This window comes from Bacillus sp. CZDM1, assembly GCF_055502545.1.
Window position 1 is genome coordinate 157,548 of the sequence record NZ_JBUESO010000009.1, and the last position, 15,833, is coordinate 173,380.

The following is a 15,833-nucleotide window of genomic DNA, read 5'->3' on the forward strand; positions in this document are numbered from 1 at the left end:
TATCAAATATGAAAGTAGTTATCCTAGCAGGGGGATTTGGAACAAGGATAAGTGAAGAATCTCATTTGAAGCCTAAACCAATGATTGAAATTGGAGAAAAACCTATATTATGGCATATCATGAAAATATATTCCTTTTATGGTTTCCACGATTTTATTATTTGTTTAGGTTATAAAAGTTATTATATCAAGGAATATTTCGCCAACTATTTTTTGCATGGTTCAAATGTTACCTTTGATTTCCGGAATAATAATGAACAAATTATTCATAATGGTTGTGTAGAGCCTTGGAAAGTAACGTTAGTGGATACCGGAAGAGAAACAATGACAGGTGGAAGATTAAAAAGAATTGAAAAGTATGTGGAAAATCGTACTTTTATGTTAACGTACGGGGACGGAGTATCTGATATAAACATCAGTGAACTCGTTGATTTTCACTTTGCTTCTGGAAAAATAGCCACGGTAACAGCTGCCCAGCCAAATGGCAGATTTGGAGCACTAGAATTAGGAGAAGATCATTTGGTGACTGGTTTCCAGGAGAAACCTAAAGGTGATGGAGGTTGGATTAATGCAGGATTCTTCGTTATTCAGCCCGAGATTTTTGCTTATATAGAAGGAGATGCAACGGTTTTAGAGAAGGATCCGTTGGAAAATCTCGCCAAAAATAATCAACTTATGGCTTATAAACATTTTGGGTTTTGGCATCCAATGGATACATTGCGTGATAAAAACCGTCTTGAGGAATTATGGAACTCAGAGCAGGCTCCCTGGAAGATATGGTGAAAGAGTAATGGATAAGAACTTCTGGAAAAACAAAAGAGTTTTCATTACTGGTCATACGGGCTTTAAAGGATCCTGGTTGTGCATATGGCTTCATAGGTTAGGGGCAAAAGTTACAGGATATGCTTTAGCTCCAACGTCCAGACCTAGTTTGTTTGAATTATGTAATCTTGATAAAATTGTTCCCACTATTTATGGGGATATCATGGATCAACAACAATTACAAAAAGCTATTATAGATGCTCATCCCGATATCGTAATTCACATGGCAGCACAACCTCTCGTCAGGGCTTCGTATCAATTTCCTCTTGAAACCTACCAAACAAACGTCATGGGAACAGTTCACCTATTAGAAACTGTACGATTTGCCATTAAAAACGGAATCCCCGTCAAAGCAGTGATTAATGTTACATCGGATAAAAGTTATGAAAATAAAGAATGGCCATGGGGGTATCGTGAAAATGATCAGCTAGGGGGTTATGATCCATATTCTAACAGCAAAGCTTGTTCCGAATTAGTTACTGCGTCTTATCGCAGCTCTTTTTTTCATCCAAAGGATTATTCCGTACATGGGGTGGGTATTGGGACGGCCAGAGCGGGGAATGTGATTGGCGGAGGAGATTGGGCAGCGGATCGTTTAATACCAGATTGTATTCGAATGTTTCTAAAAGGAGAAGAAATTAAAATCAGAAATCCTGAAGCAATCAGACCATGGCAGCATGTTCTCGAACCGTTGAGTGGATATCTATTACTGGCACAAAAATTGTATGAGCAAGGGGCTTTATATTCAGAAGGCTGGAACTTCGGCCCTGAAGATGACGATGCAAAGTCTGTTGAGTGGATCGTTAAAACGATTTGTGCAAAATGGAGAGGCGAAGTTTCCTACATGATTGATAATAGGGACCAGCCCTACGAAGCCCATTACTTGAAATTAGACTGTTCGAAAGCAAAATTAAATTTAGGCTGGCATCCAGTATGGGATGTGAGTAGAGCGATTGACAAAGTTATCGAATGGACTGAAGTATATATAGAAAAACAGGACTTAACATCAATTTGTATTCAACAAATTGATGAATATACCAACGCCAGAGCAAAAATTTAAATTATTTAGGAGGAGTTTTCTCATGATAGAAGGTGTTAAAATCACACCGCTGAAACAAATTCTTGATGAACGCGGTAAGATCATGCACATGTTACGTTGCACCGATTCAGATTATGTCTCTTTTGGTGAAATTTATTTTTCTTGTGTATACCCTGGAGTGATTAAAGGCTGGCATCTTCATAAAAAGATGATTTTAAATTATGCCGTTCCACATGGAAAGATAAAATTGGTTCTTTACGACGGCCGGCAGGAAAGTCCGACTCACGGAGAAATTCAAGAACTCTTTCTAGGGCCTGATAACTATTGTCTAGTAACGATTCCTCCTTTTGTGTGGAACGGTTTTAAAGGCGTGGGGACCGAGACGGCTATTGTAGCAAATTGTTCTTCCATTCCTCACGACCCGAATGAGATTAAACGAATGGACCCATTTGATCACTCTATACCATATTCCTGGGATTTGGTGCATCGATAATGACGGGCGAAAGATCGAATAAAACGGTCGTTATCACCGGGGTGAGTAGTTTTATTGGCTTTCACGTTGCGCGTTATTTGTCATGTAAAAATTGGAGGGTGATAGGCACGATTAGTCAGGATATTCGCGATTATGATTTTCTTCGTCACGAGCGATTACTAAGAGCAAGTAGAGCGGGTGTAGATCTGAGGCTGTTGGATATAACAAATGTCACTGTTTTACGTGAATTTATAAAATCTGTACACCCAACCATATGGATTCACCATGCCGGTTGGGCTAAAGACTACCAAAAATTGGAGTACAACTTGGATCAAGGTCATTCTATCAATGTAACACCTTTGTATGAATTATTTTCATCACTTAGTGAAAATGGGTGTCGCGGAGTTATTGTTACTGGCTCATCAGCAGAATACGGTGATTCTGATTCGGCATGTCATGAAGAAGATGCTTGTTGGCCAATGACCCCTTACGGATTGTCTAAACTCTCGGAAACGATCCGATCTTATCAATTAGCGCATGAGTTCAAATTGAGTACGCGAATAGCAAGGGTATTCATTCCTTATGGATCGCTTGATGCTCCCGGGAAAGTAATTCCAAGCGTTATAAAAGCTTTGCGTGAGGGTAAACCGATTGAGTTATCGTCATGTGAACAGTTTAGAGATTTTTTGTATATTGACGATTTATGCTGTGGATATCAAGCCTTAATAGAAGATTTAAACCGGGATGTATTATTCGATCTGTTTAACTTGTGTCATGGCCAGGCGACACAATTGAGCAAGTTGCTGCTAAACTTTGCGGATATCCTAGATACTGATCCGAATTTGCTCGTTTTTGGGAAACGTCCATTAAGGCCCGGTGAAGCTAAAGTAAGTTATGGATCGAATCGTAAAGCTTTATCCACGCTGGACTGGCAACCATCCTCCTTGGAGAAAGGCTTACAGGCTTATTTACAGGGAGAGATGACGAATCAAGAATAGTGAGGAAGGTATTTAAGTACTGAGAAGCAACATAATAACAAACAATTAACAAAAAAGGACAGAGAACTAGTTATGTATGTTTGATATGTCTTAAAAGGAAAAATCATACTCCCTGTAGTAAGGGAGAGGGAGAGATGATAGGCTCCGACTTTTAAGAATAAATTTTCTATGAAAAATACGCTCGAAAGATCAGGAGTATTATAAAGGAGTATATACAGTTAGTAAATCGGATAATGTCTAGACGAAAAAAACAGAGTGGAAAAGCTTTCTTCTTCACTCTGTTTTTTCTGGGGTAAATAATTTCTAATTTTATCAAATTAATTCCTTGGTATATTTACCGTATTTTTAGTAATAAACCTTGCTGAGCTGCTCTATGATTTGCTGTTACTTATATATAGATCAAAATGCGTTACTTCATTAGTTTTTTTTACTAATTCTTTGCTGGTGACTTGAAGCAATGTTGAATCATGCTGTATGATATTCAGCTGAAAACCACAATTAACAAATTTATTTAGTATGGACTCGCAGTCAAATCCTTGATTTCTCCATGAAGATTGGTTATACTCCATGATAATTTTTACGTTATTACTATTCTGAATGATTTCAAGTATGCTATCAATGATGAATGGTTCTGCCCCTTCGATATCAATCTTGATTACATCAGCCTTTATGCCAGGTAAATATTCTAATAGGTTTACCATAGGTACGGTAACATTTGTTATTGAATCATCAATAACAGTTTTAATTGTTTCTTTATGAAAACTAGCCGAAGCAGTATGTTTTACAGGGCTATATAACATTATTTCACCTTGTTTATTTCCTAAAGCAACTTTGTGTAAATGAATTTGAGTATATCCATTAATCGATTTACTTTTCATAAAATTTTCATGGTGGAACGGATTAGGTTCGAAAGCGTGAACAGTTCCATGCTCTCCTACCAGATGTGCTGCCAAAAGTGAATAGTATCCACAGTTTGCACCGATATCTAAAACAGTCATCCCGGGCTTAACAACTGATAAAAATAATTTGGTAATCCAATTCTCCCAAAATCCGTCCAAAATTAGATGACCTGTCATGCTTAAATCACGCGTATCTAAATATATTTTGGGCCCGTAATATAGCTTTGTTAAAATGGTATGATCCCCCATATATGCAACTATTCTATTCATATTTCACCTCAGTAGTTTTCAGGTTGTTTAACTATAGTAATATTTTACTAATTTGTCTATGCGCTGATAGATTTGCTGGCCAATTGTATGCCTTGAAAATCGGGGAAATAAATCTTCTCTTGCTTTTTTTCCTTTTTGCTTGGCCACTGCCGGTTGAGTGTACACTTGTCTCATCAAAGCTTTAAGATGATTGACACTTGGTGCTGCCCATTGATGGCCGTGAAAATGAGCAGGCATATCGTTAGAGTTGATAGGAACTAAACCCTCAATATTGATTAAATAACTGTTGCTGTCATTCATAAATTCTTGTTGTCCGCTCCATTTTGTACCAATGGTCGGTAACTCCATCGCCATAGCCTCCATATAAGGACGTCCCCAGCCTTCACCTCTGGAAGGCAATACAAAGCAATCAACTGCTGAGTATAAGCTAATCATTTCTTCCTCAGATAAGTTTTCTTGTATGATATGAAAATGTGGTAGTTTTTTCAGACCTAGTTTTTTAGTTAAATCTCTTATTTTTATATACGGATTTGTATTCGGTTCATTAATTTTGGAAATCTTTAATACAAGGGAAACATCATCTTCCTCACTAAACTCCTCGAAATACGCTTGAAGTAAGATATCCCAGCCTTTACGAATACTCCAGTCAAATACAGATAGAAATTTGAAAGTGTTTGTGCGAGCTAATGGGTAAGGAAGCACATTGTGAGGATTATATTTGTCCTCATCTAATGTTCCAGGGATAATTTTAATCCGGTTAATATTTACTCCAGCGGAAGCAAACGTCTCCCGATTAAACTCAGAAGGAACCCAAACCTCAGTCATTTCGTTTAAAATTTCTACCCAACTGGAAGGTAAACTATCCGTTTCAAACATTGTTCTTGCGATAGAAATTGGTGCAACAGGAAATGAAAAAGCATTTGCCGGTGATGCTTGATAATGTATTAAAGGAGATTGGATTTTCTGATTTTGTAATGGCAACAAAAACGTTTTCATATTTTTTCTATATTGGTCAAGTTCTGGAGCTCGATCTATAGGAAAAACTTTAACTTTTAAAGGATATGGCCGGATTCCATCTAAGAAATGATTTTGCTCCTCAGAATAACCCGATGAATTGAATAACGGACTTTGCCATAAAATTTCATAACACGCTTTTTGCGAAACCAAATAAAAAGAATCTCTATCTTCTTGTATATCTGTTTCTTTGATGGTCCAACCAGTTGCATTCATGTATGTTTCCAGCATATTTATTAGAGAATTTGGAATGGGTGTTTGATCTGGGCTATCAACCACAATTATTATTTTTCCCATAGGATTCATCCAGTTAAAGAATTCTTTTAACATAGAAAATAAATGAAAAGCAGAAATGGTGTTTTCACGAATGAATAGCAGGACTCCATCCAAATTTGTTGCATTTGGGTTTATATCCAATTTTGTAGACTGACTCCATTGAATTTCTAAAATTCGATCACCATTTACAAAGTAACGCTCCCAACGTTTTCTTCTATTAAATTTGCTTTCAACGGTATCTTCGATTGTGGAGGCAGTTGATTGAAGCCATGTTAATGATTGAGTGGGCACGGTGTCTGTAGGTATGTATTGCTTTGAATAATTGAGGATTGTCTGTTTTCTCTTTCGATCAATGCGCTCACAGACATGCAAAAAAGAGTCTATTACATTAGATTGATTGCCACCATATTCAAGTGCTTTCATATACATTTCTTCTGCACGAAAATCATTAAGCATATTTGAGTAACTATTTCCTAACTCATAAAAGATTTCCCAGGATGGTTCTGAAGATTCTCGAATAAATTTTTTTAGATAAGCTATTTCCCTGGATCTTAGGGAAGGGTTAATGGATGCAGCTTTTTTAAATGCATTGAAAGCCTGAGATAAAGACTTGGATTGAATGTAACAAATGCCTAACATACTCCAAGCTTCTGCTTGAAAATTATCAGGTTCAGTTTCCCCTTTTTTAGTAATATTAAGTAAATGCTTAGTTGCAGAAACAAAATCGCTATTATTCATGTACACGATAGCGATATAATAGTGGGTCTCAAGGGAATCGGGATATTCAGAAAGAATATGCAGAAAATGCTCAATGGCCTCTTCGGAACGATTGGCACGGTAAAGCTGTAATCCCTTCATAAGTTTAATATAAAATTCGTCATTATCATGCTCTTTAGGCAAAATACTCACCTCCCAATAAACATGTATATTTAAATGGAAATAAATTTATTACTTTACAAAATAGGATAAATAAAGGACATATCACATTGTTACCGATGCATAAACATACCAGTAGATACTTTTTCATTCCATACACTGGGAGGACACCATGAAAAGAACTCTTATAACAGGTATTACCGGTCAAGACGGCTCATATTTAGCTGAATTACTTCTTGAAAAAGGATATAAAATATATGGGTTAAAAAGGAGAACTTCAACAGAAAACTATGAAAATATTAAACATATACTAAATGAAATAGAGTTTATATCCGGTGATTTGTCTGATCTATCATCATTGATACAGGCTGTAAAGCTTTCTAAACCTGATGAAGTATATAACCTTGGTGCGCAATCATTTGTAGCTGATTCATGGCCCCAGCCTGTCTATACAGCTGAGGTTACTGGTCTTGGGGTTCTAAATATTCTAGAAGCAGTGAAGATGGTAAAGCCGGATGCTCGTTTTTACCAGGCATCAAGCTCCGAAATGTATGGAAAGGTTGTAGAAACCCCTCAAAAAGAAACAACTCCTTTTTATCCACGGAGTCCTTATGGTGCAGCTAAGGTATTTGGTCATTGGATTACAGTTAATTATCGTGAAAGTTATGATTTATTTGCATGTTCGGGGATATTATTCAACCATGAATCACCAAGGAGAGGGATACAATTTGTTACTCGAAAAGTAACAGATGCTGTAGCTCGAATTAAATGTGGGCTTCAAACAGAGCTTCGACTTGGCAATCTTGAGGCAAAACGGGACTGGGGTTTTGCTGGTGATTATGTAAAAGCGATGTGGCTGATGCTTCAGCAGGAAAAGCCAGACGATTTTGTTGTAGCTACTGGAAAAACGAATACAGTATGTGAACTTGTTGAAATCGCCTTTAACCATGTCGGGTTGAAATGGGAAGATCATGTTATCCAGGATCCTGCATTTATGAGGCCGGCAGAAGTAGATTTATTGCTAGGAGACCCCAAAAAGGCGAAAAAAGAGTTGAAATGGGTGCCAAAGGTTACTTTTGAGGAATTAATAAAAATGATGGTTGAACATGACCTGAAAAAGTATGGGGAATGAAATGAAAGCACTCATAACGGGGATTACCGGATTTGTCGGGAAATATCTTGAACTTTTTTTGAAGGATAAAGCTGATGTTTATGGGACATCAAGATTCAATAGAGGCGAGAAACATATTTTTAAAGTAGATTTACTGTCTGAATCTGAAATCATGGAGTTAATTGAAAAAATTAAGCCTACGCACATTTTTCACCTTGCAGGATTAAGCAATGTAAAGGACTCTTGGGAGCATAAAGCCGATTTTATTCATGGAAATGTGATTGGTACGATTCATTTATTGGAAGCTGTTAGGAAAGTAAATGACCATATAAAAGTGATGACTGTTGGATCATCAGAGGAGTATGGAAGGATTCCGGACAATTTAGACAAAGTTAGCGAAGAAACCAGATTAAATCCAGTCAGCCCTTATGGAATCAGCAAGTGTGCCCTAAGTATGCTTGTAAATTTGTATCATAAATCATATGGATTAAATGTCACACATGCCAGGCCTTTTAATCATATCGGTCCTGGGCAAAAATTAGGATTTGTAACGACTGATTTTGCCTATCAAATAGCTCAAATAAATAAAGGAAGAACACAAGAACCTATCATTCGAATTGGAAATTTAAAATCTGCAAGGGATTTTACTGATGTGAGGGACATCGTAGAAGCTTATTACCATATCGCATGTTTCGGTAAAGCGGGGGAAGCTTATAATGTATGTACGGGTCAAGGTGTCAATATTCAAGATATAGTAGAGATATTAATAAGTTTTTCAAATAAAAAGATTAATCTAGTAGTTGACCCAAGCAGAATACGAGTGTCAGATACCCCTAGATTAGTAGGAAATCCCGAAAAATTGTTCACCTTAACAGGATGGCAACCGAAAAGGAAACTTGAAGATACTTTAATAGATATTTATGATTATTGGTTAAAAGACTTGTAAAATCCAGCCTCTTGAGAAGGGGCTGTTTTTCTATGCCCAGTTTTGTCTTGAGTCTTGAAGATAGCATGCTGGAAAAAAAGGCTATTAGATTTGGGACAATTGTCGTTTCATTTTGAGTAGTTTTTCATAATTTACAATATATAGATTGAAAGGAGGTAATTAATTATGTCTTTCCCAAATTTTCCTAATATAACTCCGTTTATATCAATCACTACAGAGCAGACAATTCCGTTACTTTTAACAAGCATTGCACTTGAAGAATTAGCCCTAGCTCATATTATGAACGCAGAAGCAGAAAAGCTTCAATTCGTTCTAGGAACTTTAGATACAGGAGTTACGTTTACTCCTGCAGAGGTTTCCATAGAGGATCTTCTTGATGTCAATACAAGTGTTCAAAGAACCCTTCGTGATGTGATCAAGAAGGAAATGCTGCTCGAATTCAAATTTGAAAACGTCCTTGACTTAATCACTGAAACTCAAGAAGAAGTAGAAGGAATATGTGAATGCCTTGGAGACTTTGTTGCTTCAAATGATACCTTTGAGCGTAGAGTTGGGGGAGTATTAGTAGAAACAGCTCAAGCTGATCTGGTAAGAAGCGGTACCAGTAACGGAAGAGTAAGAATATGCGGCCAAGGTGAAGGGGCAGCTCAATGTGATCCGACACAACAGGATCTTTTCGAACTTAACTTTCCAAATGTTAATCCTACCATTACATTTGTTGCTGATCAATACTTTTTAACTTCATCCGGAGCTTTGGGTACTTGTTGTGTTGTTAGGGATGCTGAAGGTGATATTATTGAGGAGAGATACACTATTTCAGGTATAGGAACAAGGAATGGAATAGGGAATACTCCATTTGTTTTAGAGTTATTTGATCGTGGCGGGAATGATGATGAAGTTAGACTTACTTTAAATGGAACGGAAGAATTTAGAGCCGAAGATCTTCCAAATGGTAATGTCATCGTTAATAATTGTCCTGACTTCGACCCTCCTGATTGTGTATAAATAGTTTAGTATTCTAATTTAGGAAGAAAATAGAAGAAAGTTCAGGTCAATATACCTGGGCTTTTTTAATAGAGTACATAATTTCTATATTTGCTTCATCATAAAAATAAGACCCCCAATTCATCATATTAAGGGATGAATTGAGGGTGAAGGGTTCCTTAAGGAAGAGGAGTGATAGCAATTAGGTCAAGAATATTTTCAAACTTGAATTCTAACAGCATTTCCTTCTTAATCACGTCACGAAGTGTTCTTTGAACACTAGCATTGACATCAAGAAGGTCCCCTAATGACACCTCTGCAGGAGTAAATGTAACTCCTGTTTCTAATGTTCCTAGAACGAATTGAAGCTTTTCTGCTTCAGCATTCATAATGTGAGCAAGTGCTAATTCCTCCAAAGCAATGGAAGCCAAAAGCAGTGGAATTGTCTGCTCAGTAGTTACCGAAATTAGTGGAGTAATATTCGGGATATTTGGAAATGACATTTCAATACCTCTCTTTCTTGTTGGAATAGTATATTATATACTCCACTTCACTATTAGAGAGGGCTAATGTAATATATTTAGAGATTATTTATTTTTATTTGTGCTCATGGATAGTATTTTGGTAATTAATGCTTTATCCTCATTATCCTCTGGTAATGCTGTAAAGACGTCTTGATGATTTTCCATTATTTTATGCAATGCTTCTACTGGCGAGATAAAAGTAGATGATAGACTAGAGGCCCGTGCATAACATTTTGCAGCTTCCTCAATTTTCCCTAATTTTTCTAAACAGCAACCTTTGTAGTATAAGGCTTGAAAGCTCCCAACTCCTTTTAAAGTAAGATGCTGTAAATTTTCTTCTCCCATTTCAAGGCAGAGATCAAATACCTCCAAAGCCTCTTTGAACAAGTCTTTAACCATTAAAATAATGCCTTTATAAAAATGGAGATCTACATAATCAGGATAGAGGGTAACAGCTCTCTCGATACCAGGCCATGCCCCTTCGATACTTCCTGAACTAATCAATATTGAATACTTTAATCGATATAAAAGAGATGGAGGAGTTTTGAGCTGTTTCAGAAATCCCATAATTGAACGATTGACATAATCAAATGCCTCATTATAGTTTTTTAGACGGTAATATTCACTCGCAATATGGTACTCAATCCAAGGGCTGTAGTCCTTTTGTTTGAGCTCGTCTTTTAGCATACCGATATTACGTTCAGATTTCTTTTTCTCTTTATTGACAGGATCCAAATATCCGTAATGATATACCTTAATAGGCACAGTTTTAATGGTGGGATCTTCGTTAAATTTTGCAATAATTTCATTGGCATTTAGCATCTCGTGAATTTTATTATTAAATTTAAAACCTTTGTGATTTTGAAAAAGGCGGGTATGGGCAATATCGAATGTTTTATTGGGATCAGGGCTGTCACCATAATAATTGATTAAATGAACAGATAGGAGCAGGTCATCGTATTTGAGCGCTTCACGTAGCTTCTTAGCGTCAGAAGTATCTACTACTTCGTCGGCATCTAACCACAAGATCCAATCCCCTGTTGCACGCTCCAAGCCATAATTACGTGCATCTGAAAAGCTCCCATTCCATTTAAATGTAAAGACCTGAGCACCGAATGATTTACAGATTTCAACCGTTCGATCAGTTGAGCCAGTATCGACAATAATCATCTCATCCACATAATCTTTTACACTTTTGAGGCAGCCATCAATAAAGTTTTCTTCATCCTTTACTATCATACATAGCGACAGTCGTCGGTCATTCATGGTATTTCCTCCCTTTTGACAGTAAATATTCATCTTCATCGTATGTTTAGATTAAGGTAAAAGTGAATGATTGGAACCTTATATAATCAAAAACCATATAATGAGTGAAGGAAACTAACAAACTCATACTTTAGGAGGATTATGTTGAAGAATGATATTGTGAAACTCAATTGGATAGGATCTCAATTTGCAGGACATAGTCTTTCGATTGTGAATCAACATATTTGCCAGTATCTTCAGCAAAATCAAGATATAAATCTTAGAAAAGAGATACCTGAAATAGAAAAGTTGCTTGATCCATATATCAAAAGTCAAAAAAAGTCATTTATCTCTTATTCTAATCCCGACTTGACGATCTCTCATCAGTGGCCGCCCCATTGGCCGCAACTTAAAAATGGAATTTCGGTATGTATGCAGCCCTGGGAATTTGGAGCTATCCCGAGAGAGTGGTATATTCCCATGAAGTATTGGGTAGATGAAATCTGGGTTTACAGTTTATACAATAAGGATAGCTATATCCGCTCAGGGATTTCTGAAAGTAACATTCATGTCATTCCACTTGGCGTCAATGAAAAATTATTTCATCCCAATGTCCAGCCACTAGCATTGGACTCATCTTCTTTTAAGTTTCTCTTCGTCGGCGGTACAATTGGCCGCAAGGGAATAGATACTTTACTACAAGCATATCTTAAAGAGTTTACTATAGATGATGATGTTTGCTTATTCATCAAAGATACTGGAACTCAATCTTTTTACAAAGGAATAACGCTGGAAAAAATGATCCATGAAGCAATGTCTGACCCGAATCATCCTCGTATTGTATATATGGATAGGCAGCTTTCCGAAATAGAGCTGGCCGGATTGTATAAAGCGTGTGATTGTTTGGTTCATCCCTACAGAGGAGAGGGGTTCGGGCTGCCTATTGCAGAGGCCATGGCATGTGGTACTCCAGTGATTGTGCCAGATAAAGGATCTTGTGTAGATTTTTGCAATGAGGAAACTGCGTTCTTTGTTCCATCGAAGGAGGTTACTCTACCGGACAAAAAAGTTGGAAATCTCGATACGGTCGATTTTCCATGGTGGCTGTCGATCGATCCTAACGAATTACAGAAGGTTATGCGATTGGCTTATGAGAATCAAACGTTAGTTATGGAGAAAGGACAGAAAGCGAGTCAACATATTTTGTCTTCTTTCACATGGGAAAAAAGCTCCCGGTATGTATTAGACAGGATAAAACATTTGGTTCATTTAAAAAAGGGGCCTATTCGAACCGATGAGGATATTATTAAGAAGGAACTAGAAAGAGCGAATCAGTTGTATGCTGAAAATCGTATTGAAGATGCATTAGGGGTCTATTTGAATATTTTGGCTGTATACCCAGAAACCCTTATGGCAAGATACAACACTGCTATTGTTTATATTGGAAAGGAAAACTATAGCCATGCGATCGAGCATCTTACTTACATTGCACACAACATGGAGAAACAAAGTAAAGATTTTCAAGAAAATATCCTTCGTATGATGAGATATTGTTTTATGAAAGAAGCTGATCCAAAATAAAACTATTTGAAAGCAAATTAAGCAAAGTGTCTGTGAAGATGACTTTGCTTTTTTATTTTCATGTATATTAAAAAATCCACATATGTAGTGGGATTAAAGCACATTCAAAGGAAGATATAAAGAATAAACTGAAGAGTAAATAGGTTATGCGACTTTTTTTGTTTCATTTCTATCGCAAAACTATATGCAAAATATATTATTAGAAAGGAGATTTATAGAATGTCTTTTCCAAATATCCCGAATATAACACCTTTGATTTCGGTTACTACTGGACAAACTATTCCATTGCTTTTAAGTTCGATTGCTTTGGAGGAATTAGCGCTAGCTCACATCATGAATGCTGAGGCAGAAAAGCTGCAATTTGTTCTGGGAACATTGGATGATACAGGAGTCACATTTTCTCCAGCGGAGGTTTCACTTGGGGATCTGCTTGATGTCAACACTATTGCTCAAAGAACTCTTCGTGATGTTATTAAAAAGGAAATGTTATTAGAGTTCAAGTTTGAAAATGTACTGGATCTAATAGGAGCTTCATGTTCTCCAACAACAGCTACATTTACTAATCCTCAATCGATTATTATCAATGGTGATACCCAAGGTCCAGCCTCACCATATCCATCACCTATTAATGTTACAGGGTTGAATGGAACTATCGCTAAGGTGACAGCAACATTAAACAACATGTCCCATACTTTCCCAGCTGATCTTGATATTCTGCTTGTTGGACCACAAGGGCAGAATGTTATGCTTATGTCAGATGCAGGAGGATTATCTGACATTGTCGGTGTCACGTTAACATTTGACGATGATGCGGCAACTCCAGTGCCAACCCCAATCCCATCTCCATTCGTCTCCAGTACGTTCCAGCCTACAAATATCGGAGCCGGAGATGTTCTCCCTGGGCCAGCACCAGGACCACCATATGGATCTGTATTAAGCGTATTCGATGGGACAAATCCAAACGGTACATGGAATCTTTTCGTTTTCGATGATGCTGGTGCAGACTCAGGCACTATTGCTGGTGGCTGGTCTTTAACGATTACTACTACTTGTCCATAGGCCATATTTTGAAACATAATTACAATTTAAAGAGACTAAAACCTAAAAAAACATGTTTAAAGTAGAACTAGAAAGGTTTCTAATTAAGAAGAAAAAGCTCAGATCTAAATGCATCTGAGCTTTTCAATGCTATAAAAATTTCTTAAACGTGGACATACTCAAAAGATTATATAACAGGTGCATAACCTTTCTACTATTATTCTTTTCAATAGGTTATTTATTGTTCTGTAGAAGAAACAAAACTAATTGTTATTTATAGTAATTTCAAAGAGTGATTGAGAGGATTACTTTCTATTCCTAAGGTATTATGGATTTTATTGCAGCAAGCCCTGCTATTTTTCTGCTAAAGCCAAAACAACCACTATAGTAGTATTGCTCAAGCCTAAGAGCCCTTTTAAAAAAAAGGGCTCTTTTTAGTATGAAAATCCGCATTACAATGGGACAAGTGTTGAGTTATGTAAACACTAGCTGAATAAAATAGTAAGGGATAGTAGGTTAATAGGTTATTGGCATGTTGCTTTTAACACAACTATTAAGACCTATGTTCAAGAAAAAATTTGAAAGGAGAAATTTATATGTCTTTTCCGAATATTCCTAATATTACTCCACTTATTTCTGTGACTACTGAGCAGACGGTTCCTCTGCTATTAGCTTCCATTGCTTTAGAGGAATTGGCGCTTGCTCACATCATGAACGCTGAGGCAGAAAAGCTCCAATTTGTTTTGGGAACATTAGATGATACTGGGGTCACATTTTCACCTGCGGAGGTTTCAGTAGGGGATCTGCTTGATGTCAACACCAGTGTTCGAAGAACTCTTAGGGACGTTATTAAAAAAGAAATGTTACTAGAGTTTAAATTTGAGAATGTACTTGATTTAATTGGAACATTACCATCTGAACCAGTACTTTTGGAGCAACAAACCTTTACCTTTACAGGAGAGATTCAAACAACTTCAGTCCCAACTGGTGCAACAATTGCAAGAATCCAGGCGATTGGTGCTCAAGGAGGAAATGGAAGTCAAGGTACAGTTGGCGGTTTAGGAGCTTCTGTGCAGGGTGAATTTGGGGTCACACCTGGAGAATCACTTGCAGTACTTGTTGGGGGTATGGGTGGTACAGTTTTTGGTGGAGGCGGTGGAGGCGGTTCCTTTGTATGGAGAGGGACAGTCCCTGCAGATTTAACTGCATCTACTTTACTGGTTGCTGCAGGCGGCGGCGGCGGTGCTGGTAGCAACTTTTTCGGTTTAGGTAATAACGGGGCAGACGCTTCAATTGCATTCATCACAACAATAGGTCCGGGAACACTTGCTAATCCTGCTGGTGGTACGGTTGGATCAAATGGTACAGGCGGCGGTGGAGGTACTCTTATTGCGTTCGGCGGCGGAGGCGGCGGCGCTGGGGTTTTCGCTAGTGGTAGCGCTAGTCTCGGCGGTGGAGCAGGTGGCCAAGCTATTAATTCTGGAGGTGCCGGAGGAGCAGGCGGTGATAATGGAGGACCTGGCGGTTTCGGCGGAGGCGGCGGAGGCGGCTTTGCAGGCGGCGGAGGCGGCGGCTACAGCGGCGGTGCTGGCGGTAGTGAGGTAGTCGAATTACAAGCTAGCGGAGGCGGAGGCGGCGGCTCTCGTAATAATGGAACAAACCAAAACAATTCAGCTGGAGTTGGTTTTGGAAATGGTCAAGTTATTATTAGCTTTTTCGGTTTTTAAGGAGAGTCAACA

At 37.7% G+C, this 15,833-nt stretch carries 13 protein-coding genes and 1 pseudogene; 10 read left to right on the forward strand and 4 right to left on the reverse strand.

Going from position 1 to position 15,833, the window contains the following annotated elements; genetic code table 11:
* Nucleotides 1–8 precede the first annotated feature (8 nt).
* From rfbF to ACY3XC_RS20350, 4 genes are read left to right on the forward strand one after another with little or no spacing between them, the layout of a single operon-like run.
* Nucleotides 9–782: a glucose-1-phosphate cytidylyltransferase gene (gene rfbF, locus ACY3XC_RS20335; protein ID WP_464870240.1), complete on the forward strand. Its 774-nt coding sequence runs from the start codon at nt 9–11 to the stop codon at nt 780–782.
* 7 nt (nt 783–789) lie between these two features.
* Nucleotides 790–1,881, forward strand: a complete 1,092-nt coding sequence (gene rfbG / locus ACY3XC_RS20340) for a CDP-glucose 4,6-dehydratase (RefSeq protein WP_464870145.1) — start codon at nt 790–792, stop codon at nt 1,879–1,881.
* Nucleotides 1,882–1,903: 22 nt separating this feature from the next.
* Nucleotides 1,904–2,353, forward strand: coding sequence for a dTDP-4-dehydrorhamnose 3,5-epimerase family protein (locus ACY3XC_RS20345; protein ID WP_464870146.1), 450 nt, complete (start codon nt 1,904–1,906; stop codon nt 2,351–2,353).
* Nucleotides 2,353–3,330, forward strand: coding sequence for an NAD-dependent epimerase/dehydratase family protein (locus tag ACY3XC_RS20350; RefSeq protein ID WP_464870147.1), 978 nt, complete (start codon nt 2,353–2,355; stop codon nt 3,328–3,330). The genes ACY3XC_RS20345 and ACY3XC_RS20350 overlap by 1 nt, the downstream gene beginning before the upstream one ends.
* 371 nt (nt 3,331–3,701) lie before the next feature.
* Here ACY3XC_RS20350 and ACY3XC_RS20355 read toward each other — a convergent pair whose 3' ends face one another.
* Together ACY3XC_RS20355 and ACY3XC_RS20360 are read right to left on the reverse strand one after the other, a co-directional pair.
* Complete coding sequence (locus ACY3XC_RS20355; protein ID WP_464870148.1) at nt 3,702–4,499, reverse strand: FkbM family methyltransferase; 798 nt, start codon at nt 4,497–4,499, stop codon at nt 3,702–3,704.
* Between the two features lie 27 nt (nt 4,500–4,526).
* Entirely contained in the window at nt 4,527–6,689 is a 2,163-nt protein-coding gene (locus tag ACY3XC_RS20360) for a glycosyltransferase (protein WP_464870149.1), read from the reverse strand.
* A gap of 148 nt (nt 6,690–6,837) precedes the next feature.
* Here ACY3XC_RS20360 and gmd point away from each other — a divergent pair, with 148 nt between their 5' ends.
* From gmd to ACY3XC_RS20375, 3 genes and pseudogenes are all read left to right on the forward strand, one after another.
* A complete protein-coding gene (gmd, locus tag ACY3XC_RS20365) occupies nt 6,838–7,797 on the forward strand; it encodes a GDP-mannose 4,6-dehydratase (protein ID WP_464870150.1) in 960 nt (319 codons plus the stop codon).
* Between the two features lies 1 nt (nt 7,798).
* Nucleotides 7,799–8,722, forward strand: coding sequence for a GDP-mannose 4,6-dehydratase (locus ACY3XC_RS20370; protein ID WP_464870151.1), 924 nt, complete (start codon nt 7,799–7,801; stop codon nt 8,720–8,722).
* Between the two features lie 165 nt (nt 8,723–8,887).
* Nucleotides 8,888–9,199, forward strand: a pseudogene (locus ACY3XC_RS20375) (hypothetical protein); the annotation flags it as partial.
* Between the two features lie 686 nt (nt 9,200–9,885).
* Here ACY3XC_RS20375 and ACY3XC_RS20380 read toward each other — a convergent pair.
* Both ACY3XC_RS20380 and ACY3XC_RS20385 read right to left on the reverse strand, forming a co-directional pair.
* The gene (locus ACY3XC_RS20380) at nt 9,886–10,209 is read right to left on the reverse strand and encodes an alpha-helical endospore appendage domain-containing protein (protein ID WP_283954181.1); all 324 of its coding nucleotides are present in this window, start codon (nt 10,207–10,209) and stop codon (nt 9,886–9,888) included.
* A gap of 84 nt (nt 10,210–10,293) precedes the next feature.
* Nucleotides 10,294–11,496 carry a glycosyltransferase gene (locus ACY3XC_RS20385; RefSeq protein WP_464870152.1) on the reverse strand — a complete coding sequence of 401 codons (1,203 nt, stop codon included), beginning with the start codon at nt 11,494–11,496 and terminating at the stop codon, nt 10,294–10,296.
* 141 nt (nt 11,497–11,637) lie between these two features.
* Here ACY3XC_RS20385 and ACY3XC_RS20390 point away from each other — a divergent pair, with 141 nt between their 5' ends.
* From ACY3XC_RS20390 to ACY3XC_RS20400, 3 genes are all read left to right on the forward strand, one after another.
* Entirely contained in the window at nt 11,638–13,056 is a 1,419-nt protein-coding gene (locus ACY3XC_RS20390) for a glycosyltransferase (protein ID WP_464870153.1), read from the forward strand.
* Between the two features lie 219 nt (nt 13,057–13,275).
* The gene (locus ACY3XC_RS20395) at nt 13,276–14,115 is read left to right on the forward strand and encodes a hypothetical protein (RefSeq protein WP_464870154.1); all 840 of its coding nucleotides are present in this window, start codon (nt 13,276–13,278) and stop codon (nt 14,113–14,115) included.
* Nucleotides 14,116–14,690: 575 nt separating this feature from the next.
* Nucleotides 14,691–15,821: a hypothetical protein gene (locus ACY3XC_RS20400; RefSeq protein ID WP_464870155.1), complete on the forward strand. Its 1,131-nt coding sequence runs from the start codon at nt 14,691–14,693 to the stop codon at nt 15,819–15,821.
* Nucleotides 15,822–15,833: the final 12 nt, after the last annotated feature.